Raw genomic sequence first — 23,058 nt, forward strand, 5'->3', positions numbered from 1 at the left:
GAGGCTAACTCCGGCAGTAATCAATACATCACGTTACAAAACAACAGATTGACATTCATCATTGCTTGATAGTCGCATATAGTCACTCGACGTATACGACAAACTACAGGTGATTTCAACCGTGGCGGAGCCTTTAATGAAGAACAGAAAAAGTCTATAGTCGAATCACTGAACTCGGGCGCCAGCATCAGTGCAGTCGCACGCGAGTTCAGTACTACCCGACAAACTATCAGAGTTTGGGCATACCTGACTGAGTATTAAAATTTCTTACAGGCTGGTCGCAATATGATAAATGCCTTATAGCATATCTATGCTAATAGACATGCCAATCTGTTGACTGAATTGGCTATCACTTTGACTTTAATTAGCCTGCATCAGTAGGTGCTGTTTCGCTTCCTACTCATGCACACCAGACTGTCCGTTTTTGGTGAACTCATGAACCACAGCAGCCTGCTCATGCTCGTTCATGGACGAAAATGGTTTGGCAGTGCTCACGGTTTCCGTTGGTGCCTGCGTACCCATCATTTTTTTATGGGCGTTGACCATTTGTTGATGTGCGAAAGCGTTTCCGTTGTTCATATTCTCATGCACTGTTATCGCCTGCTGATGTTCATTCATGGCGGAGAAAGATTGCGATTTACTGGCGTTCGTCGTCTGTTCGCCCATCATTTTCTTGTGCATGTCTGCCATTTGCTGATGAGCATTTGAATTACCGTTGTTCATCGTGTTATGGGCAATAATAGCCAGCTGATGCTGGCTCATATCCATTTCTGGTATTGTGGTTTGTGCAGCCCAGGCAGAAGAAGCAATACCAATGGAAATAGCAGTGATAATAATCTTTTTCATGTGATGTTCCTGATTAATTCAGTGATTAAATATTATCAAGGTATAATGAAACAGGTTCTTGCCCTGATTTCACTGATTATATGAATATCATTCTGTTTGGTTCGTGACCGGAGAATGACAATTTCGTCATTTAACTGAATTAAATGAAATGCATCCGATTAAAGGTACATATTTGTTATGCGTGTAACCGGGGCAATGTGAGGATAAAGCGGGTGGAATGCAGGTCAGAGGCGACGCTTATTTTTCCCTTATGCGCAACTACAATGGATTTTACGATAGCAAGTCCGATACCACTTCCTTCACTCTTTCTCTGCCGCGAAGGATCCACCCGGTAAAACCGGTCAAACAGGTGGGGCAGGTGCTCCTGTGGGATGGGCGTACCCGGATTCTCCACAGTGAGCGCGACCGATTCAGCATTTTCCTGGATATGGACAGCCACTGAATGCCCTGCCGAGGTATAGCGAATAGCATTAGACAGCAGATTATTAATAACCTGTCGGAGCATCAGTCTGTCTCCCTCCACCATCCCGCTATCACCATCCAGCACCAGTCCCACTTCACGTTCTTCTGCCCAAGCTTCAAAGAAATCAAACAATTTGATAGTTTCGGCCTTCAGATCGAGGGGCATCTGTTCTGGGATCAGCTGATTATTATCTGCCTGAGCTAGGAACAGCATGTCGCTGACCATTTTTGCCATTCGGTTGTATTCTTCAAGACTTGAATAGAGAACGTCTTCAAGCTCTTTTTCCGAGCGCTGCTGGCTTAACGCTATCTCAGTTTGGGTCACCAGGTTAGTAATAGGGGTTCTTATCTCATGGGCAATATCAGCGGAAAAATTCGCCTGCCGGGTAAAAACATCCTCAATACGTGAAATCATGCTGTTAAAGGATATCACCAGTTGTTCGAGTTCAATCGGTACGCGGGCAGGATCAAGACGGACATCCAGATTATCGGAGGTAATGTTTTTTATTTTCATGCTAACATTACGCAATGGCTGATGTCCTTTATGAACGGCAAAATACACTGTCAGAATAATTAATAAACTCATCAACGAAGCAATTAGCAGTAGATTATATTTAAGTGTATCGAGATAATGTAAGTGGAAGTCTATAGAGAGCGCAATTAATAAGGTATCGTTTTTTATATTCATGCCATCAGGGGTGTTTACGGTGGATGCCATAATACGCCAGGATGACGGACTCATACTTTTATTTTCACGCATGGTTATTTCATGTGGCATCCGTCCATCAGACCACTCAAAAACTTCACCCGAAGACTGGGCATCTGTAAACCCGGCAGTACTGATCGCTGGCATCAGCGCCAGTCCGTCTGGTGAGCGATAGATGACCTTGTTCCCGGGCCCTAGTAATAACACCGATATATGGCGATAACTGGGGAGGAGGATGCTCATTTTATCGATTTTTTGCTGTTCTGATTCCTGCGGATTTTCCAGAATGGCGGTCAATGCTGTGTTGATTCGCTTCAGATTTCTTATGTCCTGCTCCGCAAAATGATTTTGGACAGAAATAAGCATGATGGCCGCAAAGATTGCGAAGGTAAAAAGTGTGGTCAGACTGATGAGAAAAGTCAGCCTGACTTCGAGTGAGAAAGGCCTGCGCTTACCCTTAATCCTCATCCGGCACCTCAAGGGTATAACCTACGCCACGAACCGTCTGAATGAGTTTAGGTTCGAAATCATTGTCAATTTTCGCTCGCAGGCGTTTCACCGCGACATCAATGGCATTGGTATCACTGTCAAAGTTCATGTCCCAGACCTGAGAAGCGATGAGCGAACGTGGGAGCACTTCGCCCTGATGCCTGACGAAAAACTCAAGCAGGGTAAACTCTTTACTCGTCAGCGTAATTCGCCGGCCTGCCCGACTAACTTTGCGTGATACCAGATCGATAGTCAGATCTGCCACCTGAAACTGGCTTTCCGTAATGACCGCCGCCCCGCGGCGCAACAATGTCCTCACCCGAGCCAGCAGTTCGGCAAAAGCAAAAGGTTTCACCAAATAATCGTCTGCCCCCAGTTCCAACCCTTTAACCCGATGTTCAATAGTCCCGAGTGCGGTCAGTAGCAGAATTGGCATTCCTTTACTGGCCTCGCGCAACATGCGGACAATGTCCCAACCATTCACGTCAGGGAGCATAATATCCAGAACGATAAGATCGTATTCCGCCGTCATGGCATAGTGGTATCCGGTGAGGCCGTTATCCGCTAAATCCACGATAAAACCGGCTTCCGTCAGCCCCTTGCTCAGGAACTCGCCGGTTTTCGCCTCATCTTCAACAATCAGTATCTTCATCTTCTCTCCGGATATCGGCTATTTTCCAGTCATTCTAGTTAGCATAATAACGAGATCAACGACTGAAACAGAAAATGACAGCTTTGTCATTATCCTGTCACCAAGCCAACAGAGTCCCCCGGCTACTCTACCCCCATCATAATTTATCAGCAGGATTTTCCGGGCGAGCCTGGACGGGAAACGATATGTTCAAATTAAAACTACTGGCGGTCGGTACGGCGCTTATTCTGACCGGCTGTGTATCACTGGCACCTGAATACGAGCGCCCGGCACTCCCTGTACCGCAACAATTTTCTCTTTCCCGTAACAGCCTCGTCCCCGCCAGCGCGGGCTATCAGGATACCGGCTGGAAAACCTTTTTCGTCGATCCTCAGGCCCGGCGTTTTATTGCTGAAGCGTTGAGGAATAACCCTGACCTCAAAATGGCCACCCTGAAAGTCCAGGAAGCTCGGGCGCAATACAACGTGACTGACGCAGACCGCTACCCGCAGTTGGATACGTCCTCAAATGCCAGCTATCAGGGGGGATTAAAGGACAGTAGTGCAACGACAAAAGAATATGCTGCGGGCCTGAATCTGAGTTTTAACCTGGACTTCTTTGGCAAGCTGAAAAATATGAGCGAGGCCGATCGGCAGAATTATTTTGCCAGCCAGGAGGCGCAGCGAAATGTCCATATTCTGCTGATTTCTAACGTCTCGCAAAGTTACTACAACCAGCAACTTGCGCTGGCGCAGCTGAAGATCGCCCGCGAGGCGCTGCAAAACTACCAGCAATCCTATGCCTTTGTTGAACAACAGCTCGTCACCGGTAGCACAACGGTACTGGCTCTCGAACAGGCGCGCGGGGTGATAGAAAGCACCCGCGCCGAAATTGCCAGCCGTGAAGGGCAACTGGCTCAGGCAAACAACGCACTTCAGCTGTTACTCGGGATCTATAATGACCTGCCAGTTGCCCGGACCGATGAAACAGCCGATCTTAATCCCGTTAAATTACCGCCTAATCTTTCCTCAGAAGTGTTACTCCAGAGGCCGGATATTATGGAAGCAGAACACCAGCTGAAAGCGGCCGATGCCAACATCGGCGCAGCCAGAGCGGCATTCTTCCCATCCATCAGCTTGACCAGCGGCCTGTCAGTCAGTAGCTCTGACCTCTCAAACCTGTTTACGCCAGGGAGTGGAATGTGGAATTTCGTGCCAAAAATCGAACTTCCTGTATTCAATGCGGGCCGCAATGAGGCCAACCTGACGCTGGCGAAAGTGCGTCAGCTGCAATCTGTAGTGAATTATGAACAAAAAATTCAGACCGCGTTTAAAGACGTGGCCGATGCGCTGTCCTTGCGGGACAGCATCAGTGGGCAAATCGCTGCACAAGAACGCTATCTTGACTCGCTTAAAATAACGTTGCTGCGGGCCCGTGGCTTATATTCAAACGGCGCGGTCAGCTATATCGAAGTCCTAGATGCGGAGCGCTCATTATTTACTACTCAACAAACTATTCTTGATCTGAAATATTCTCAACAGGTCAATGAAATCAAACTATTCACCGCACTCGGCGGCGGCTGGGTTGAATAATTTATCTCTTTTAATTAGTCAGGAGTACACAATATGCGTCAGTCAATGAAAGTCGTCTTTTTCGGTATGCTGTCACTGGTGATGGCTCAGACCGTACAGGCTGAGAAGTTGCACCAGGGTATGCAGATGTCGCACGGCGAAATGAAAACGGAACAGCAGGTCATCAGCGCCACAGGTATTGTGAAAGATATTGATTTTCAGAACAAAAAAATCACAATTGCCCATGACGCTATTCCGTCCATTGGCTGGCCAGCCATGACCATGCGCTTTACCTCCCAGGATGACGGTATTACGGCGCTCAAACCAGGCAACAAAGTTAATTTTTCCTTTATACAGCAGGGAAATCTCTCACTGCTTCAGGATATCCAGGTCACGCAGCCATAATCTCGTCACCCGGTTCAGACCCATCACAGTAAAATCTTGTGACGGGTTTCTTTTATATGTTGTATGACCCGTTGAGTTTATATTTCCTTTACCAGGAGCAGTCATGGCTTCCTTAAAATTAAAATACGCTGCAGTAATGATTAGCAGCCTTCTCATTGGAGGGATCGTGGCCGTGTATCCCCATTTTAATACTGCCGGGCATCAGACATCACAGCCAACGGAGCGTAAGGTTCTGTTCTGGTACGATCCCATGAAGCCTGATACCAAATTCGATAAGCCCGGCAAATCGCCGTTTATGGATATGGATCTGGTGCCCAAATACGCCGATGAAGGTGATGTACAGAACGGCAACGGCATCCGGATCGATCCGTCGTTGGTGCAGAATCTGGGTATGAAAACCATGAAGGTGAACAAGGGGCACTTACAGTACACTCAAACGATTCCGGCTAACGTCAGTTATAACGATTACCAGTTCGTTATCGTGCAGGCGCGTGCGGACGGATTTGTCGAAAAAGTCTATCCGCTCACGATTGGGGATAAGGTCCGCAAAGGAGCACCTCTGATTGACATCACCATCCCTGAGTGGGTGGAAGCACAGAGCGAATACCTGTTGTTATCGGGATCCGGAGGAACCCAGGTTCAGGTGAAGGGGAGCCTTGAACGTCTGCGTCTGGCCGGTATGCCGGAAGAAGATATTCAGCGACTGCGCAGCACCCGTACAATCCAGACACGGTTCACCATTAAAGCACCTATCAGTGGGGTCATCACCGCCTTTGATCTGCGGACCGGAATGAATATTTCAAAAGACAAAGTCGTGGCCCAGATTCAGGGGACGGATCCGGTTTGGATCAGCGCTTCAGTTCCGGAATCCATTGCTTACCTTCTGAAGGACACCTCGCAGTTTGCTATTTCAGTTCCGGCGTATCCTGACAAAACGTTTAATATTAAAAAATGGAATATTTTACCGAGCGTAGACTCTACAACCCGCACCCTCCAGGTCCGTCTGCAGGTGAGCAATCCGGATGAGCTGCTAAAGCCGGGGATGAGTGCCTATCTGAAACTGAACACCCAAAGCAGCGAAATGCTGCTGATCCCTTCACAGGCGGTGATTGACACAGGCAAGGAGCAGCATGTCATTACCGTTGATGGTAAAGGCCGGTTTGTCCCGAAATCCATCAAAATACTGCATGAATCGCAGAATCAGACCGGGATCGCCAGCGGACTCTCTGAAGGTGAGTCCGTGGTGGTGAACGGTCTGTTCCTGATTGACTCTGAGGCCAATATTTCCGGGGCCCTGGAACGAATGCACCAGGCGGATAAACCTGCACCGATGGCGCCGGGTATGGTGATGCCATCAGACAATACCCATGCAGGTCACTGAGGATAACGCAATGATTGAATGGATTATCCGGCGTTCAGTGGCCAACCGCTTTCTGGTGATGATGGCGGTACTGTTCCTGAGTATCTGGGGAACATGGACCATTGTGAATACCCCTGTTGATGCCTTACCCGACCTTTCTGACGTTCAGGTCATTATTAAAACCAGCTATCCGGGTCAGGCACCGCAGATTGTCGAAAATCAGGTCACTTACCCACTGACCACAACCATGCTTTCCGTTCCGGGCGCGAAGACGGTCAGGGGATTTTCACAGTTTGGTGACTCCTATGTGTATGTGATCTTCGAGGATGGTACCGATCAATACTGGGCTCGCTCACGCGTGATGGAATACCTGAACCAGGCTCAGGGAAAATTACCTAAAGGCGTGACCTCAGAAATTGGTCCCGACGCTACCGGGGTGGGCTGGATTTACGAGTATGCCCTTGTTGATAAAAGCGGCAAGCACAATTTAGCTGAACTGCGTTCGCTTCAGGACTGGTTCCTGAAATATGAGTTAAAAACCATTCCGAACGTTTCGGAGGTCGCCTCCATTGGCGGTATGGTCCGGGAATATCAGGTTCAGGTGGATCCGATCAAACTGTCGCAGTACGGGATCACCCTGTCCCAGGTCAAAAACGCGCTCAACGCCTCGAATCAGGAAGCCGGCGGTTCCTCGGTTGAACTGGCCGAAACCGAATACATGGTGCGCGCCACCGGTTATCTTCAGTCCCTGAATGATTTCAACAACATTGTCCTCAGTGCGGGGGCAAACGGCATTCCTGTGTATTTAAAAGACGTGGCTCGGGTACAGATTGGACCTGAAATGCGTCGTGGTATTGCAGAGCTGAACGGTGAGGGTGAAGTCGCCGGCGGGGTGATTATTTTGCGTTCCGGGAAGAATGCCCGTGACGTTATATCTGCGGTGAAAGAGAAGCTCAACACGCTGAAAAAAAGTCTTCCGCAAGGTGTGGAAGTGGTGACTACCTACGACCGCAGCCAGTTAATCGATCGCTCAATAGATAACCTCAGCCATAAACTGCTGGAAGAATTTATTGTTGTGGCCGTGGTCTGTGCGCTGTTCCTCTGGCATCTGCGTTCTGCGCTGGTCGCTATCATCTCTCTCCCACTCGGATTGTGTATTGCTTTCATCGTCATGCACTTCCAGGGAATGAATGCCAATATCATGTCGCTCGGCGGCATTGCTATTGCGGTCGGCGCTATGGTGGATGCCGCAGTGGTCATGATAGAAAATGCGCATAAACAGCTGGAGGAGTGGGATCATCTCCACCCTGGCGAAAAAATTGATAACACCACGCGCTGGAAGGTCATCACTGACGCGTCGGTGGAGGTGGGCCCGGCACTGTTCATCAGTCTGCTGATCATTACCCTGTCATTTATCCCGATCTTTACCCTTGAAGGTCAGGAAGGCCGCCTGTTTGGTCCACTGGCCTTCACCAAAACCTATTCAATGGCAGGGGCAGCAGTTCTGGCGATTGTGGTGATCCCCATCCTGATGGGATTCTGGATCCGCGGGAAAATTCCGGCTGAAACCAGTAACCCGCTGAACAGATTCCTGATCAGGATCTATCACCCCCTGCTGCTGCGGGTTCTGCACTGGCCGAAGCTGACACTGATCGTCGCCTTATTATCGATCCTGACCATCGCCTGGCCACTCAGTAAGGTGGGCGGAGAATTTCTGCCTCAGATTAACGAGGGCGATTTACTGTATATGCCGTCCACGCTGCCAGGCATTTCTCCCGCACAGGCCCGGACGTTGCTGCAGACGACCGATAAGCTTATCAAAACCGTACCTGAAGTGGCCTCTGTGTTTGGTAAGTCAGGAAAAGCAGATACTGCAACAGACTCAGCCCCAATGGAAATGCTGGAAACTACCATTCAGCTAAAACCTGAAGATCAGTGGCGTCCAGGAATGACTATCGACAAAATTATCGAGGAGCTTGATAAAACGGTTCGTTTACCCGGCCTGGCTAACCTCTGGGTTCCACCTATTCGTAACCGTATCGATATGCTGTCGACGGGGATTAAAAGCCCGATAGGGATCAAAGTCTCCGGAACCGTTCTGGCTGATCTTGACCAGACGGCACAACAGATTGAAGAAGTCGCCAGAACGGTTCCGGGTGTAACTTCTGCCTTGGCGGAACGTCTGGAAGGTGGGCGCTACGTCACCGTCGATATTAACCGTGAAAAAGCAGCCCGCTACGGGATGAGCATTGATGATGTACAGCTGTTTATCACCTCGGCGATTGGTGGCGCTCAGGTAGGGGAAGTGGTGGAAGGCGTGGCCAGATACCCCATCAACATTCGTTACCCGCAGGGTTATCGTGATGGACCTGAAATGTTGCGTCAGTTGCCGATACTTACGCCAATGAAACAGCAGATAACCCTGGGCGATATTGCAGAAGTGAAGGTGGTTTCTGGCCCAAGTATGCTGAAAACTGAAAATGCCCGACCAACCAACTGGATCTATATTGATGCCCGTGGCCGCGACATGGTATCGGTGGTCAATGACCTCAAAGCCGCGATCAGCGAAAAAGTGGCCTTAAAACCAGGCACCAGTGTGGCCTTCTCCGGGCAGTTTGAACTGCTGGAGCATGCCAATAAGAAGCTGAAATTGATGGTGCCAATGACCATCATGATCATTTTCGTTCTACTCTACCTGGCGTTCCGCCGTGTTGATGAAGCCGTACTGATCCTTATGAGTCTGCCTTTTGCACTGGTCGGAGGAGTTTGGTTCCTTTACTGGCAAGGCTTCCATATGTCAGTGGCGACCGGAACCGGATTTATTGCCCTCGCAGGCGTTGCGGCTGAATTTGGTGTAGTGATGCTGATGTATCTGCGTCATGCCATTGAGGCTCACCCGGAGTTGTCCAGCCAAGAAACGTTCACCGCTGAAGGACTTGATGAGGCGCTGTACCATGGTGCGGTACTTCGTGTAAGACCAAAAGCCATGACGGTGGCCGTTATTATCGCGGGTCTGTTACCTATACTGTGGGGAACCGGCGCGGGTTCTGAGGTGATGAGCCGTATAGCAGCACCGATGATTGGTGGCATGATCACCGCCCCTCTGTTGTCTCTGTTCATCCTCCCAGCGGCTTATAAGTTGCTCTGGCTGCATAGACATAAGTCACTCAACGCCTGAATCAGATGGGGCGTCGAAGGACGGCGCCCCTGATGTATTGTCCGTCCTGCCAGCTCTGGCACTGACGGGATCTTTAAGAGGAAAATATGAAAAAAAACTGTTAATGGCTGTTCTACTTACATCTCCTCTCCCGGCCTTTGCTGGCGACCAGGTGATTGATTTGTATAAATCGGTATACTACGTCTGCTGTTCTCTATGAGGTCAGACGATGGAAAAGGAAGAATTTACTGTGAAAACGCATGTCGCGAGCAACTAGGTAGAGCGAACAAGTTGTTATATCGCTATGGCTGAGAAGCTGATTATTGAAGGGCATGTTCCTGCGACGGTGATTCGCTAGACTTTGCAACCAGCCACGGAGCGACTATCGATACCACAACAGCTGCTGGCAAGCTTATTTTGGGGAGCTTTGCCGCGCTGGCCAAGTTTAGGCGTGAACTGATTGCCGAGCGAACAGTTGCAGGCCTAGCCTCAGCGAGATCTCACGGATGGAAAGGAAGCCACCCTTTCACTAAGTTAGCGATCTGCATAAACAGGATATCCAGTTCAGGAGCCGCACCGACTCTTTTTCCATGTCATGACAAGCTTCGCAGAGATGGAACGAGACCTGACCGTCGAACGAACCCGGGCTGGTCTAGAAGTTGCTAGACAGCTCGGCCGCAAAGGTGGCCACAAGCCAAAAATGACCAACAGTAAGAGCGAGTCAACCAAGAACCTTGGCGTGTCCGTTCCTACGCTATGTCGCTGGATTCCAGCCTCTGAACTCGCTTAGCGTACGATTTTCCCGTTTCCCTAGGCCCCCCAATTAACTGAGGCGACAACCGCCTTGACACACACTGCCTTCTGCGAATCCCCATACACCACAAATAACCATAACTCTCTGAAACCGGGCAGAATCAACCCGTTTTTTTGACCACAAAATAAAACAATAACCTTATTATTCATAATGTGATTCTCATCTCACTTACACAAAACATACAATGTACTGATATATAAGGCTTATTTTATAAGGGAGAAATTTATTCTCTGCCGCCTGCAGTTGCGGAATTTTTTTAGAAAATTTTTTTTGACTACCTGTGCCATTATCCGGTCATTACAATAACCATTAAATATTCATCGCATATTTTACAGGACACCAACTATGAGTAAGAAAATTGCTACTGTGCTGATCCACGGTGGACAGCAGCAGGATAAAGTTAACCATGCTATTTTTCCGGCGATCACAACCGCCAGTACTTTTGTACAAACCAGCCTGAGCGAACACGGTGAATACGTCTATTCCCGCGTCAGTAACCCGACCCGCCACACCTATGAAACACTGCTTGCCGATATTGAGGAAGGCACTTACGCCACTGCAACCGCCTCCGGTGTGGCCGCCGCAGCACTGGTGCTGAATATCTTCCCGCAGGGCTCTCATATTATTGCGATGAAAGGTGTGTACGGTGGTACTTTCCGCCTGTTTGAACGCGTGGCAAAAGAAAACTGCGGCCATGAGTTTGATTATGTTGATCTTAATGATTTAGCGGCAGTACGCAACAAAATCAAAAATAATACCCGTCTGATCTGGATAGAAAGCCCGACCAACCCGTTACTTGAACTGGTTGATATCGAAGCCATCTGCGGCCTGGCCAAAGAACACAATATCGTGACTTGTATTGATAATACCTTTGCGACACCGTGGAACCAGAAGCCACTGACCATGGGGGCGGATCTGATTATGGTTTCCTCCAGTAAATATATCGGCGGTCACTCTGATTTAATCGGCGGTGCAGTCATCACCAACCGTAACGACCTCGCAGAAAAACTGAATTTTCTGAAAACCACCACCGGCGCTATTGCCTCACCGTTTGATGCCTATCTAGCCCTGCGCGGCCTGAAAACCCTAGTACTGCGTATGGCGGCACAGTGCAGCAATGCACTGGCGGTGGCGGAATTCCTGTCCGGTCACGACAAAATTGAGAAGGTGTTTTACCCGGGCCTGAAAGATCACCCGCAGTATGCATTATGCAAAAAACAGATGCGCACCGGCGGTGCCGTAGTCACTATTCAGCTGAAAGGTGGCCTCGCAGAGGCCGAAGCCTTTGTGAAAAAGCTTCGCTATTTTGTGCTCGCCGAATCGCTGGGCGGCGTGGAAAGCATGGTGAATCACTCCGCGACTATGTCCCACGGCTCCATGACCCACGAAGAGCGCGAATCCATCGGTGTTTTTGACAGCACACTGCGTTTGTCTGTCGGCATCGAAGATATCGGCGATTTACTGGCTGACTTACAGCAGGCTTTGACCTGACACAGCATCACTACCACAATAATAAAAGAGAAAGCGTATGCAGGGCTATGGTATCTGGACGGTCATTACCCCGGTCGTCACAATTATTCTGGCCATCTGTACCCGTCAGGTGATTTTATCACTGCTGATCGGGATACTTGTTGGCTTTACTGTTATTCATGATCACAATCTATTACTGGGGATCCGCGCGACCCTCGAGGGGATTATTGATGTCTTTAAATCATCAGGCAACGCCAATACCATCATCTTTATGCTGATGATTGGCGGGATCATACGGCTGGTCGTGGTGACCGGCGGTGTGCGGGCGCTTGTCTGCCTGCTGACCCACAAAACACAGATTATCAAAGACCGCAGAGGGGTACAGTTGCTGGCGGTGATTATCACCTCACTGACTTTTATCGAAAGTTCGATTAACCAGCTGGTTTCCGGTGCATCCACCAAAGCACTGGCGAAAAAATACGGCGTATCGCCGGAAAAAATGTCTTACCTCATCCAGACTGCCTGTGTGTCTGTTTGTTCTTCCGCCATGATCAATGGCTGGGGTGCAGCAATGATGGGGGTTATCGGTGTGCAGATCTCTCAGGGGCTGATCACTGGCGAACCGTTTGATATCCTGGCACATTCCATGATTTACAACATAATGGCCTGGTTCTCACTCGCCAGCATTTTGTTCTATATCTTCAGTAATGTCTCCTGGGGAGCGATGCGCAAAGCAGAAATGCGTGCGCAGGCGCTTATCAGCTCAGTGGATGTTATCGCCAGCACCCCGGAAGAGACTCATGAAGAGCCGGAAGATGATAAAGACATTATCGATCATCCAAACTGCCATACTTCACTGAACTTCTTTATTCCGATCCTCTCTACCATTCTAATGGTGCCGGTGGCACTGTATATCACCGGAGACGGCGAGTTCAGTAAAGGCAGTGGTTCCACCTCGGTTTACTGGGGCGTGATGTTCGGTACGGCGGTGTCATTTGTCTGGTTCCTTGCGCGCCGTGTGATGAGTGTGGATACCTTCTTTAAAGAGCTTTATATCGGCTATGCCAATATGATTAAAATCAGTTCGGTTATGATCCTCGCCTTCCTGATGGGCTCAGTGTCTTCTGACCTCAACACCGGTGCCTACATTGCCCAGGTGACATCCGGCGTTATCGCACCAGGCTTCTCTGTCGGCTTTATCTTCCTGATCAGTGCCATTATGTCACTGGCAACAGGTACCTCCTGGGGCACATTCGCCATAATGATCCCAATTGGTGTGCAGCTGGGTCTGTCTGTCGGTATGCCGCCGGAATATATGATTGGTGCCGCTATCTCCGGGTCTATCTTTGGAGATATGACTTCCCCTATCTCCAGTGATGCCATTGTAGCATCGATGGCGACAGACTGTGACCATATTGAGCATATCCGTACCCAGATGCCGTATGCGGTATTAACCGCGAGTCTTGTGCTGGCCGTCTATCTCTGGTTAGGATTCACCTACTGAATATGACTGCGAACTCAATAAAGATATGATATATCTTCTTCTATAATAAGCTTACGCTGGACATATTATCCATGAATGGTAATGGTTTTGTCGATGGGGAATATCTCACAAAAGTAACGCTGAACCACAAAATCGAAATCATTTTCCTCGTTCTTTAGTGAAAAACGAAAGAAGGCGTGTTTGGCTTTGAAATACCCCGTCAGTAGGAGGCAATAAATTTGTACTTGTATTCCGGTAGCGTGTTTTGTCTGTGAACTAAGGCTGCCAGAACCGGGTTCACGACTGATGCATAATACACTTTTTCCGCTTCAGCCACTGGGGGGGGAGATATGACCGAGCCGCGCCATCAACCTGCGATTGTTGTACCAGTCCACCCAGGGCCAGCTTTACTTCCTGCCGGGTTTCCCAACTTTTTCGATGTATCACCTTCGCCTTGTACAGGCTGTTGATGCTTTCCGGACCAACAGGAACATTTGCGCAGAATCTTAAGGTTTGGAGAGCAACCCGGCAACCAGCTTAACGTGCTTTACTTTCTGTTTTCTGAGACAACCCGAGACAGACCACGGATCTGTTGACCCCGGTCGCGCTGTGAACACAGGCTTGCGCAGCCACATCACGCCAAGCCTCTGCTGCTGCGCAGAAATAGCCCTCTCGCTCGAGAATAACAGCGCGTCGTGCACGTTGCTGATGGGGAGATAAGGGGGTATACCGAGTATACACGATGAGGACCTCCTTGCGTCTTACTGTGTTTTTTCTGAGTTAGCCGGTCCCTCTCCCCAACAGTAAAGCAAGGGAGAGGAAAAATACCTCGGCGGCATATTATATTAATGTCGAACCTGCTCGAGCTCAGCGGCTGTTAAACCGGTCACCTGCATAATCGTAGCGTGATCTATACCGATAGCCAGCATGTTGCGCGCCATTTCGCGCTGAGCCTCTTGGCGGCCTTCCTGACGGCCTTCCTGACGGCCTTTGTGAATGCCTTTCTGCATGCCTTTCTGTTCAAGTTGTTCAGCGATGGTCATCAGCGTGTCTCCATGTTGCGGCACTTGCGATGCCAGGGTGGTTAGCAGGGCCTCCGGGTTTTGTGTCTCCCCGACCTGGAACATGTAGTTCATCAGGGTGCGCACCTGCTTTTCGGTAGTGTAGCCTGCCAACAGTAATGTGACCACCTGGTTTAGCAACTCAGCCAGGTCACGCTGCCGGATATGCTTCTGCAGCAGCTCCAGCAAGGCGATGCGCTTGTGCTGCATGATCTCGTCATCCGGGATGACGGTGATATCCACCAACGGGAAATCACCGCAGTATAGCTGCCTGGCCAACGCCGGGTTGGCAAACTCCTGTAACCAGGACAGGCTGTAGGGATACGGTGACGTCTGCCCTTGGTAGAACAGGATGGGTATCACCAGAGGCAATGTGTCGTGGCCGGCATCGAGGTGTTGTTGCATGGCAGCAATCGCATAACGCATCAAGCGAAATGCCATGTGCTTGTCCGGTCGGGATTGATGCTCGATCAATGTATAGATAAAACCGTCCCCACCCTGGGTCTTCAGGGTGTACAACACATCACTGTAATACGGGCGCAAGCTCTCTTCGACAAACGAACCGGGAGCCAGTTGCAGCGTATCGAGGTCACAGATTTCCCGCAGTGCCGGCGGCAGATGAATAGACAGAAAATCCCGGGCGGTCTCGGGGTGAGTGAGGAACGCCTTGAATACGCTGTCGTGAGGAGTCGCTGGATGTTTTTTCATTCAGGTATATTAACATTTTACCCTGCCTGCAGATAGCGGGCGGCCATATTATCAAACCCAAAAATCACAACGACCCGGACGAGCGAGCCATCCTTTGGAGGGGGTAGCTCAGACCGCTACGACCTCTATCCGACTTAGAGTACGATTTTCTCCATTTTCCAAGCGGCCCCCAATACTCGATCATTGTTCGAACGATACCCTTCTATCTCACCATGTTGTGAATCCTATTTCTACTGGCACTTGATACCGGCCATATCAGAAGAGGATGATGGGGCTACCGTTCCTCCTTGAATATCATGAATATAGTTTGCCTGACAGGCTGAAAGAAGAAAACCTAACGTTGCAAATAATATAAAAAAATAAATTTCTTTTTTCTCATAAATTTCCTTATTGATATAGCTACCAGCATTCATCCTTGATTACTGGTAGCTTGCTCATCAATTATTAATTGCTAATGGGATCACCAATTTCCATCCCGATAATCAAAAGCTATATAATAATTATCCAAATCAGGCTTTATTTGATTTTTAAAAAATGGCTGTAGTAAAGCAACCCATTCTTTCTTCAAATCAAACTCACCATTATTAATATTATCCTTTAAAGGCATCCCCAGACTTTCAATGACAGCCCCATCATCACCAAAATCTTTAGAATACTCCTCACCTTTAAAATCGCTTGTCTTCTTATCAAACCATGTCAAACGTAATTTAAGACCCATATTTACCTCTCAAAGATATTTTTTAATATTACGTTTAGGATCGGGAGACTTTAACTGCTTACCAGTCTTATGGTCAAAAGAGCCTAAATGCTCACCATCGCTCGAACGATACCCTTCCATCTCACCATGCTGTGAATTCTATTTCTACTGGGACTTAATACCGGTAACAACAGAAGAGGATGATGGGGCTACTGTTCCTCCTTGAATATCATGAATATAGTTTGCCTGACAAGCTGCAAGAAGAAATCCCAACATTATAAAAGATATAAAAAAACAACTTTCTTTTTCCTCATAAATCTCCTTATTAGTATAGCTACCAGCATTCATCCTTGATTACTGGTAGTTTGTTTATCAATTATTAATTACTAATAAGATCACCAAACTCCATCTCGATATACAAAAGAGATAAAATAGTCAAATTGGTTAATATCAATTACATTTTTAAAATGTGGCTGCAATATTGAAACCCATGACTGCTCAACATTAAACCATCCATTATTTATATTATCTTCCAAAGGGAGACCTAAACTCTCAATGATAGAACCATCATCACCAAAATCCTTTGAATACTCTCCCCCTTTAAACTCTTCTGTTTTTTTATCAAACCAATGAATATGTAATTTTAGTCCCATAATTTCCTCTCAAAGATATTTTTTAATATTGCGTTTAGGATCAGGAGATTTTAACTGTTTCCCTGTCTTATGATCAAAGGAGCCTAAGTGTTCACCATCACTGGCACGATATCCTTCTAACTCACCATGCCGAGAGTCCCATTCATAGATTTTACGCCCTTTATCGCCATACCACCTAGCTCGCTTCCCTCCTCCGTTTTGTTTTGGTGTTTTAGGTTTGCCCTCTTGCAATTCGCCTAATCCATGAATATCTTTTGTTTCTGGATCAGGGTAATAATCATGACCATAATCCTTAAGCCCTTTTCGAGGTTTTTTCTTCTCCTCATTAACTTTATTTTCCGCAGCTTTTTTCTTCCCTTCCTTTTCTCTGCGATTCTCTAATGCATGAGATAACGCTTGCTCCGCTAATGTCAATTTATCCTTGGCAACAATTAACCTATTTCGGATTTTTCCGTACTCGATTAATTGCCCTTCAAGAGCTTGTCGAGATGCCTCTCGTGAATCTTTATCAGGGTTACCTTCATTAAAATCCCACCCAAATGCTTGCGCCCCTTGTGAGATCAGTTTATCACGATCTTGTATCGTATTAATCTGTCCAACAGTACGAATTGTGCCACTATAATACGATGTTTTAAAAGGAATTGTTCCTTCTGAAACAATGGGGTATTTTGATGGATCATTCCATGACTTTACATCAGGTTCATTTCTGACCCGCTCCAGTTCACGCTGTTGGCTAGTAACATTCTCCCTTGCCCGACGAAGCTCATCATTTGCAATAGCCAGGTCATGCTTTGCGGCCTCAAGAGGATAAGATGCATTCCACATCTGTTGACGACGTCGATCTTCCGCCTCACGCAGTTTTACTTGTTCAGGTGTTAGCACATCTGATACGGAAACATAAATCGGTTTAACATTACTATTATCGGGAAAGCGGATCACTGCATCATGGGTGTTCCCTCCCGCACTAAACCCCACAGCTTTTTCATCACCCCGTTCAGTAGGAATGCCTTTAGGCTGGCTAACGGATACAGGCGTATTATTCTTAATACTCAGATGGATATCCGGCTTACCAGGTACAATACTGGCTATAAAAACACCAGGACGGGAGGTTGGCTTAGCTTCAACCACAGGGACACTCATTGGTACACCAGCTACCACTGCCAGCTTTTGCTTTTCATCCTGAATGATATCCGCCACCCGATTTTTTACCCGAACAGTAGCCGGCTGTAGAGGTAATGAGGGTGCCAGTGGTGCATCTAACACTTTATCTGCCGGAAGAGATGTCATAATTTGAGACATCATATTAGGATCATCTTTTGCGATTTCAGAGGGGATTAACACACCAAAAGTTACCCCCATTAATCGCCCAGCATAAGGCAGACCTGCAACTAAACCCTGCTCCAGCTTTGCCATTGCGTCCAATAAAGCTTTCTGAATTGGTGCAGTACGAAACAGAGAAAATCCCCACATACCATCAATAAGAGAAATATTCATCGGCACGCCATAAGCGACATTGGCTTGAGCCTCAGGGAATAATGACAGATTAACGCCAGAGCTAGCGTGATCTTTATCACCACCATTTCCACCCCGACTCCATCCGGCATCGGGACGTTCCCGTCCACCATAATGAGTAATAGAGCCTCGATGATCTGTTGTCGTTGAGGTACCATCACCATTATCACGAGTATGCCCGCCTAAATTCTTCCCATCGTACCCACCAGTGGACCCTCTATCTCCACCACCAGGGTTTCGGCCTCCACCAAAAGCATTACCGTGAGCATTATTGCCCCCATTTCCACTCATAACGATTCCTCTTTGACATATAAAAACCAAAAATCAATACTGTACATAAACACATGTGTTTATGTACAGTATTGATGCTAGCTCTACGATAGTTAGCTGTCAATGCAATTAATTTGATTGCAATCAAAATTTCAACCGATGTGAATGGGAGGGAGCGTTCAGTCAACCCCTTGATCCAATGGGTGAGCCGTGCGCAAGTAGCATCTTTGAATGCCGCAAAGCGGCATGGAGGCGCCAACAGATGTTGAATAGAACACTGTCAGTGACTGGCGCCGTCGCCCGGCGCAGCCGGTTACTGTCTTGATAGGTTTCACCTTACCCATCCCTTGCCCTGTAAAGCCATAATCCGCTAACAGAGAGCGTAGATGTGAATGTGCGCCGTCGGAGTGGTCACGACAAGGCGTAGCCGTAGTCGGGGCGTATCTCCGCGTTAGCGGGCCGTTAGGGCCGCTTACGGGCGTGTTATACCGAACTTTTCAGGCGCAGTATTCCTAACAGCAGCGATTAATTTTAGTTACAACATCCATTATTAAAAGCGACATCATCCCGGCCCAGAGGGCCGGGGCGCCGTCGCTTTTCAGTGGTGGGATGGGCGTTGGTGTTTCTGCTGGGCGCGGTACTGATGGTGAGTTTGGCGGTGGTGTTTAGCTAGGCTGAGTTTGGGGCCCATCGCAACGCGATGGGAGGTACTTTTTAGATGTTGTTGCCGGTTGGCTTTGGTGTTGCCAGGGAAGGGTTTGTGCCCGAGTGAAACGAGGGAGCTACCATCGAGAGCAGCCGTAAGGCTAGCTCGATGCTTACTCCCTTTTTTAAAAAGGGCTTTTGTTCAGAAACAACGTTCGAAATTAACGATGATATTGGGTACCTCTTCGAAGTTAATCTGTTACTTCGAATTTAACTGTTTATTTCCTGTGCTATAGGGGTAGGCCAAGTTGGCCATCACCGAAAATCTGTGAATATCGAAGAGAGAGGGGGTGAATAACGCTCAAAATCCGTGCTATTTATCAACTACAGGGCAAGCGAGGGCCTCGCGTTGATAGACGAAAACTCGACGGATTAAAGGGGGGGGGAAGGTTTAGATTTTAAAGGCACCGGTACGCTCAAGCAGCAACTTGTAGAACGCCTCCGCGTCCTGCTGCAGCAGTCCAGGGTACTCACGTTTAAGGATTTCCTGTAGCTGCAGCAACTGGATTGGCGTCATCGCGCCGGTGATCGACCACTGCGTAAACTGCTGATAGTAGCTGTGCGTTTTCCGCTTGGCCAGCTGCCGGATGTTCTGGTTGGTCTCATCCAATTGTTGCTCCAGCGCCGAGCGTTGCGCCAAGGTTTGCTCTATCGTGGCCACAGCCTGAGCCTTATCCCGTGCCAAGTCCGGGCTGACCACCCAGCGCTTGATTTGGCGCAGCCGGTTACGCAATGAGTGACGGGATTTCAGGTCAATACCGATACGCTCAATGTGCACCAGGTGTTTTTCATAGCGTTGGCGCAGTGTCTCCGTCAGACCGTTCTTCATCGCCCAACGCTTGAATTTGCCCAGCCAGTCACGTATTTCATCGACCTGGATACCGCGCGAAGTAAAGAACGTCTCGGATAGCCAGATACGCAGCGGCTTGTTCTGGCCACTGTCGCTGTCCTGGGTATGCAGCACAATGACATAGCCCAGCTGCTCCATCACCGAGAGGGCATGCAAGGCAACGTCGTAAGCTTTGCGACCGCTCTCGTAAACGTGCAGTACCCCCATCGCCGAGGCGATTTGCTCAAACGGTACCATCACTTCGAAGGGATAGTCGCTATCCGGGTTGTAATCCGTGTGTGCAGCCAATGCCTGGGAGAGAACCGTTAACGCTTCACGGCTCTCTGAGCGTGTGCTGATCCGCATCGGTTTGGGCACAAAATTCGGATCATGACGATAGGCATAGGGAATATATCCCCGCTGGCGCAGGGCAATCAGATCGCCATTGCGATTCCAATCGTGACGGCTAATCCGTGCCACGACTTTTGACGCCATACCACGCGAAACGGCACAACACAGTTTCGGCTGATAGCGGCGATGGATTTTAGGCTGTCCCTTACGGGCCGCATTGGCCGCACCCCGCCGATTTGGCGAGTGGGACAGGTTATCGGCAATCGACGGAGAAAGGTTGCTATACACCCCGCCCTGCGCTTATGTTGCGCGGACAGAGTACGGAGCACAGAAAGGATTGCAGTTTTCCGAGCATGGCTTTATACTCCCTGCATAGAGCAACAGCTTCTATGCAGCATTGTAGTGAGCCCCGTTAGTCTTCTTCTAGTCGCCAAACCTGGGAAGATTATCGGGGTTTTCGCTTTTCTGGCGCGGAGTAACGTCCCCCTCACCAGCTCCCTGCCACCTTGCGGCGTGGCCCGCCATGAATTCGTCTGTCTGTATCCTGCCCTCGCCCCTCATCATCAGTGATGATGAGGGGGCAGAAACAGCGCTTCTCGCAAGAATACTACAGACAACCCAAAAAATTAACCTGTTTTCGGTCTGTTTTGGCGTACAGACGGCAACAGGATCAGAATGATGCATAAAAGGCGGCATCACCTGGCAGTCGTTCGAGCCTGAAGATAATGGTGTACATGCTGGACGAGTACCTCGGGATCATCTCCTCGCCATAACGGTATCTGTGCCTGACGAAAAATTTCGTTGAGCACGATATCGCGCCGTATACGCTTTGCTTGTTGATGCGTTGCATCATCCAGCTCAATCGCCGCAATAATGTGACCTGTTTTTCGCTCAATAACCACGACATCACAATGCCACTGTGAAATAAGCCGGAATAAACACCACCATTGACGGCTACCTTTTTTCCAGGTTGACGAAACCTCAACAATATCGGCGACACGAACCTGGAGACAAAAATACCAGTGATGTGCGCCAGTCGCCGGCGATAACGCGGAAAAGAAGGCATATTCACGCGCGGTCATCAATTGTGGCTTGGCCGTAAAGGAACAGTAATCTATCCGATTCTTTCGGCTTGATACCCGCCGCCAGCAGAGCGCGTAATAAGGGATGAGCCTGCTTTCTGCCTTGCACCGATAGCCAGATGATAAATAATAAAATGAATAGGGCAAGCCCTAAGAAGATAAAAAACACGATTATTCTCCGATTGGCCACTATTTGCATGCAGTCGCTATCTTGTCGCCAAATAATAAAGCGATAATGGCAACCATAAAATAACGGCAGTAATAATTTCATTATGAAAACTTACATTTTGTAAAATGCAAAAAGACTAACGCCCTGCGGTTGTTCAATTGCGTTCACTCCCCGATATAAAATCAGGGCGCGAACACAATTTTATAAAATATAAATAGAACTAAATGCTGTTAGCAGGTGTTGATTTTCGCCGTTGATAGGATTCAATCCGGGCACACGCGTACTGTTGTTCCTCCTCCGTGATCGTGGCAACCGGCTGGCCATCAATGCCATAGCGGGAAGCTCCGACAACCATACTGCGCAAATAGGTCGTCGAGCGCGTAATACGTTTCAGGCAACGGCGCAGCTGTTTGCGTGACAAGGGCAGCGCGCGCGTAGCAATGTCGGCCAGCAACGCATCCCGTAACCCGACTTGCAGCAAACGCGGCTTGTCCCCCTCAAACAGCCCAGGCCAGTGGGGTTTCATCAGGGCAACGGCCTCCGCCAATGGCATCAATACCACCCCTTTCGGCGGCTTCGGTGGGCATTTTTTATCCTGCTTGGCCGGGGCTGCGGGTGGCGGGGTGAGAGTCGGCGCTTTTGCTGGCGCCCGTTTTGCCTCTTTCGCCTGCTTTTGTGCCGCCAGTTTCTGCTTCTTCACCTTCCAGGGAGGTGGCGTGTTCACCACCACCACTTTCTTACGATGGACAACCACCGGGGCGGTATCCGATGTCACTGCAGGTGTTTCTTCAACGGGTCGTTTACGCTTCAGACTCAATGTTGGCCGCTTCTCTGTATTCATCTTATCTCCCTGTTCACATCACACTGGCCACACAACTCAATACAGCCAGATGTACCGTATATGTCACCACAAAAAAATGTGAGGGCCAAAACCGCTCTTGACCAGACCATCGCAGGCCCCCCTGCGCGGCAGCTACACTCAGCACCAGGCCACTCACCGCCGCTGCCCAACTGATATTAACATTCAACATCAGAACACTCAGTCCCCACAGCAGGGCAACCAGCCGGCGCTCCGCTGCCGCCATTGGCACAAAAAGGTAGCGGCAGGCCACTAACATCACGACGCCCGCCAGATCATAGCTTGTCAGAGAGAAGGGAAGCCAAATCAGGGTAAGCCCTGTCGCTGCCAGTACCCCCTTGATCCCCTGTCGTTGCTCAAACCAGCGTAAGGCTTGCCCGGTGACCGCGAACACAAACAGGATATTCCCTTGCCACCACGGGAACCCGGCCAACAGATACGCAGGTTGGGCGATCATCGCCCAACACCACAGGGCGTTGAGATTCGACTGGCGTATGCCGGCATGCCTGGCCAGATTGTACCCCCACACCAGCCCAAACAGCGGAAAGGCCCCGCGCCCCAGCCACAGCATGACCTCACTGTGCAAGCCAAAGATCTGGTTAGCATGGTCAAGCACCATCAACAATAATGCGACCCCTTTGAGCACATCACATTGCCCAGCACTCCACTGCCAGCGACAGGCCAATCCCTGAAAAACTGACGGCATCACATCCACTCTCATTGAACGTCTCCTCTTGGCCTGGGGTGGCACCCTGATTTTAATCGGGG

21 protein-coding genes and 4 pseudogenes are annotated in these 23,058 nt (G+C 49.1%); 8 read left to right on the forward strand and 17 right to left on the reverse strand.

The features are described 5' to 3' along the window. Positions 1 to 396: 396 nt before the first annotated feature. The 3 genes from DCL27_RS17280 to DCL27_RS17290 all read right to left on the reverse strand — a co-directional run bounded on the left by DCL27_RS17280 (position 397) and on the right by DCL27_RS17290 (position 3,155). On the reverse strand, positions 397 to 846 hold the full coding sequence (locus DCL27_RS17280; RefSeq protein WP_035600929.1) for a hypothetical protein: 450 nt from the start codon (positions 844 to 846) through the stop codon (positions 397 to 399). Between the two features lie 175 nt (positions 847 to 1,021). After that, a complete protein-coding gene (locus DCL27_RS17285) occupies positions 1,022 to 2,482 on the reverse strand; it encodes a Cu(+)/Ag(+) sensor histidine kinase (protein WP_035600903.1) in 1,461 nt (486 codons plus the stop codon). Continuing rightward, positions 2,472 to 3,155, reverse strand: coding sequence for a copper/silver response regulator transcription factor (locus tag DCL27_RS17290; RefSeq protein WP_035600906.1), 684 nt, complete (start codon positions 3,153 to 3,155; stop codon positions 2,472 to 2,474). Before DCL27_RS17290 ends, DCL27_RS17285 begins: the two co-directional genes overlap by 11 nt. Before the next feature lie 185 nt (positions 3,156 to 3,340). On the opposite strand from DCL27_RS17290, the gene DCL27_RS17295 reads away from it, so the two are divergent. The 8 genes and pseudogenes from DCL27_RS17295 to DCL27_RS17330 all read left to right on the forward strand — a co-directional run bounded on the left by DCL27_RS17295 (position 3,341) and on the right by DCL27_RS17330 (position 13,415). After that, the gene (locus tag DCL27_RS17295; RefSeq protein WP_035600910.1) at positions 3,341 to 4,726 is read left to right on the forward strand and encodes an efflux transporter outer membrane subunit; all 1,386 of its coding nucleotides are present in this window, start codon (positions 3,341 to 3,343) and stop codon (positions 4,724 to 4,726) included. Between the two features lie 33 nt (positions 4,727 to 4,759). After that, entirely contained in the window at positions 4,760 to 5,110 is a 351-nt protein-coding gene (cusF, locus tag DCL27_RS17300) for a cation efflux system protein CusF (protein WP_035600913.1), read from the forward strand. 103 nt (positions 5,111 to 5,213) lie between these two features. Further along, the gene (locus tag DCL27_RS17305) at positions 5,214 to 6,491 is read left to right on the forward strand and encodes an efflux RND transporter periplasmic adaptor subunit (protein WP_035600916.1); all 1,278 of its coding nucleotides are present in this window, start codon (positions 5,214 to 5,216) and stop codon (positions 6,489 to 6,491) included. A 10-nt stretch (positions 6,492 to 6,501) separates the two neighbouring features. Beyond that, the gene (locus DCL27_RS17310; protein WP_035600919.1) at positions 6,502 to 9,648 is read left to right on the forward strand and encodes a CusA/CzcA family heavy metal efflux RND transporter; all 3,147 of its coding nucleotides are present in this window, start codon (positions 6,502 to 6,504) and stop codon (positions 9,646 to 9,648) included. Positions 9,649 to 9,972: 324 nt separating this feature from the next. Further along, a pseudogene (locus DCL27_RS17315) lies at positions 9,973 to 10,167 on the forward strand (recombinase family protein); the annotation flags it as partial. After that, positions 10,161 to 10,417 (forward strand): annotated as a pseudogene (locus DCL27_RS17320) (recombinase family protein); the annotation flags it as partial. The pseudogenes DCL27_RS17315 and DCL27_RS17320, both read left to right, overlap by 7 nt. Positions 10,418 to 10,786: 369 nt before the next feature. Further along, entirely contained in the window at positions 10,787 to 11,932 is a 1,146-nt protein-coding gene (locus DCL27_RS17325; protein WP_035600922.1) for a trans-sulfuration enzyme family protein, read from the forward strand. A gap of 37 nt (positions 11,933 to 11,969) precedes the next feature. After that, entirely contained in the window at positions 11,970 to 13,415 is a 1,446-nt protein-coding gene (locus DCL27_RS17330; protein ID WP_035600925.1) for a Na+/H+ antiporter NhaC family protein, read from the forward strand. Positions 13,416 to 13,674: 259 nt separating this feature from the next. Here DCL27_RS17330 and DCL27_RS17335 read toward each other — a convergent pair. From DCL27_RS17335 to traX, 14 genes and pseudogenes are all read right to left on the reverse strand, one after another. Next, positions 13,675 to 13,871, reverse strand: a pseudogene (locus DCL27_RS17335) (hypothetical protein); the annotation flags it as partial. 368 nt (positions 13,872 to 14,239) lie between these two features. Further along, complete coding sequence (locus DCL27_RS17340; protein WP_035600927.1) at positions 14,240 to 15,163, reverse strand: Rpn family recombination-promoting nuclease/putative transposase; 924 nt, start codon at positions 15,161 to 15,163, stop codon at positions 14,240 to 14,242. A 230-nt stretch (positions 15,164 to 15,393) separates the two neighbouring features. Beyond that, on the reverse strand, positions 15,394 to 15,546 hold the full coding sequence (locus tag DCL27_RS17345) for a colicin release lysis protein (RefSeq protein ID WP_071526402.1): 153 nt from the start codon (positions 15,544 to 15,546) through the stop codon (positions 15,394 to 15,396). Between the two features lie 77 nt (positions 15,547 to 15,623). Further along, positions 15,624 to 15,881 carry a colicin E3-like toxin immunity protein gene (locus DCL27_RS17350; RefSeq protein ID WP_109691573.1) on the reverse strand — a complete coding sequence of 86 codons (258 nt, stop codon included), beginning with the start codon at positions 15,879 to 15,881 and terminating at the stop codon, positions 15,624 to 15,626. A 9-nt stretch (positions 15,882 to 15,890) separates the two neighbouring features. After that, positions 15,891 to 16,019: pseudogene (locus DCL27_RS17355) on the reverse strand (colicin E3/pyocin S6 family cytotoxin); the annotation flags it as partial. Positions 16,020 to 16,025: 6 nt separating this feature from the next. Further along, positions 16,026 to 16,136 (reverse strand): colicin release lysis protein, encoded by a 111-nt coding sequence (locus tag DCL27_RS17820; RefSeq protein ID WP_374189235.1) that lies wholly within the window; start codon positions 16,134 to 16,136, stop codon positions 16,026 to 16,028. A 119-nt stretch (positions 16,137 to 16,255) separates the two neighbouring features. Next, entirely contained in the window at positions 16,256 to 16,513 is a 258-nt protein-coding gene (locus DCL27_RS17365) for a cloacin immunity family protein (RefSeq protein WP_035601235.1), read from the reverse strand. 9 nt (positions 16,514 to 16,522) lie between these two features. Continuing rightward, positions 16,523 to 18,316, reverse strand: coding sequence for a colicin-like bacteriocin tRNase domain-containing protein (locus DCL27_RS17370; protein WP_109691576.1), 1,794 nt, complete (start codon positions 18,314 to 18,316; stop codon positions 16,523 to 16,525). A 1,075-nt stretch (positions 18,317 to 19,391) separates the two neighbouring features. Next, complete coding sequence (locus tag DCL27_RS17375) at positions 19,392 to 20,309, reverse strand: Replication protein (RefSeq protein ID WP_309573986.1); 918 nt, start codon at positions 20,307 to 20,309, stop codon at positions 19,392 to 19,394. A gap of 151 nt (positions 20,310 to 20,460) precedes the next feature. After that, a complete protein-coding gene (tap, locus tag DCL27_RS17825; protein ID WP_071526358.1) occupies positions 20,461 to 20,535 on the reverse strand; it encodes a RepA leader peptide Tap in 75 nt (24 codons plus the stop codon). Between the two features lie 340 nt (positions 20,536 to 20,875). Then, entirely contained in the window at positions 20,876 to 21,262 is a 387-nt protein-coding gene (locus DCL27_RS17380; protein WP_080582844.1) for a DUF2726 domain-containing protein, read from the reverse strand. Further along, on the reverse strand, positions 21,249 to 21,533 hold the full coding sequence (locus tag DCL27_RS17385) for a hypothetical protein (protein WP_146196431.1): 285 nt from the start codon (positions 21,531 to 21,533) through the stop codon (positions 21,249 to 21,251). Before DCL27_RS17385 ends, DCL27_RS17380 begins: the two co-directional genes overlap by 14 nt. Before the next feature lie 118 nt (positions 21,534 to 21,651). After that, positions 21,652 to 22,272, reverse strand: a complete 621-nt coding sequence (gene finO / locus DCL27_RS17390; RefSeq protein ID WP_035599329.1) for a fertility inhibition protein FinO — start codon at positions 22,270 to 22,272, stop codon at positions 21,652 to 21,654. Between the two features lie 13 nt (positions 22,273 to 22,285). Further along, a complete protein-coding gene (traX, locus tag DCL27_RS17395; RefSeq protein ID WP_035599331.1) occupies positions 22,286 to 23,011 on the reverse strand; it encodes a type-F conjugative transfer system pilin acetylase TraX in 726 nt (241 codons plus the stop codon). Positions 23,012 to 23,058 lie beyond the last annotated feature (47 nt).

Origin of the sequence: Edwardsiella tarda ATCC 15947 = NBRC 105688, from assembly GCF_003113495.2 — a bacterium.
In the GTDB taxonomy this organism is placed as follows: domain Bacteria; phylum Pseudomonadota; class Gammaproteobacteria; order Enterobacterales; family Enterobacteriaceae; genus Edwardsiella; species Edwardsiella tarda.

Excerpts from the sequence above, each read along its gene's own strand:
- DCL27_RS17280 (WP_035600929.1), bottom strand. The coding sequence starts at position 846 with ATGAAAAAGATTATTATCACTGCTATTTCCATTGGTATTGCTTCTTCT.
- DCL27_RS17285 (WP_035600903.1), bottom strand. The coding sequence starts at position 2,482 with ATGAGGATTAAGGGTAAGCGCAGGCCTTTCTCACTCGAAGTCAGGCTG.
- DCL27_RS17290 (WP_035600906.1), bottom strand. The coding sequence starts at position 3,155 with ATGAAGATACTGATTGTTGAAGATGAGGCGAAAACCGGCGAGTTCCTG.
- DCL27_RS17295 (WP_035600910.1), top strand. The coding sequence starts at position 3,341 with ATGTTCAAATTAAAACTACTGGCGGTCGGTACGGCGCTTATTCTGACC.
- cusF (WP_035600913.1), top strand. The coding sequence starts at position 4,760 with ATGCGTCAGTCAATGAAAGTCGTCTTTTTCGGTATGCTGTCACTGGTG.
- DCL27_RS17305 (WP_035600916.1), top strand. The coding sequence starts at position 5,214 with ATGGCTTCCTTAAAATTAAAATACGCTGCAGTAATGATTAGCAGCCTT.
- DCL27_RS17310 (WP_035600919.1), top strand. The coding sequence starts at position 6,502 with ATGATTGAATGGATTATCCGGCGTTCAGTGGCCAACCGCTTTCTGGTG.
- DCL27_RS17325 (WP_035600922.1), top strand. The coding sequence starts at position 10,787 with ATGAGTAAGAAAATTGCTACTGTGCTGATCCACGGTGGACAGCAGCAG.
- DCL27_RS17330 (WP_035600925.1), top strand. The coding sequence starts at position 11,970 with ATGCAGGGCTATGGTATCTGGACGGTCATTACCCCGGTCGTCACAATT.
- DCL27_RS17340 (WP_035600927.1), bottom strand. The coding sequence starts at position 15,163 with ATGAAAAAACATCCAGCGACTCCTCACGACAGCGTATTCAAGGCGTTC.
- DCL27_RS17350 (WP_109691573.1), bottom strand. The coding sequence starts at position 15,881 with ATGGGTCTTAAATTACGTTTGACATGGTTTGATAAGAAGACAAGCGAT.
- DCL27_RS17820 (WP_374189235.1), bottom strand. The coding sequence starts at position 16,136 with ATGTTGGGATTTCTTCTTGCAGCTTGTCAGGCAAACTATATTCATGAT.
- DCL27_RS17365 (WP_035601235.1), bottom strand. The coding sequence starts at position 16,513 with ATGGGACTAAAATTACATATTCATTGGTTTGATAAAAAAACAGAAGAG.
- DCL27_RS17370 (WP_109691576.1), bottom strand. The coding sequence starts at position 18,316 with ATGAGTGGAAATGGGGGCAATAATGCTCACGGTAATGCTTTTGGTGGA.
- DCL27_RS17380 (WP_080582844.1), bottom strand. The coding sequence starts at position 21,262 with ATGACCGCGCGTGAATATGCCTTCTTTTCCGCGTTATCGCCGGCGACT.
- DCL27_RS17385 (WP_146196431.1), bottom strand. The coding sequence starts at position 21,533 with ATGAAATTATTACTGCCGTTATTTTATGGTTGCCATTATCGCTTTATT.
- finO (WP_035599329.1), bottom strand. The coding sequence starts at position 22,272 with ATGAATACAGAGAAGCGGCCAACATTGAGTCTGAAGCGTAAACGACCC.
- traX (WP_035599331.1), bottom strand. The coding sequence starts at position 23,011 with ATGAGAGTGGATGTGATGCCGTCAGTTTTTCAGGGATTGGCCTGTCGC.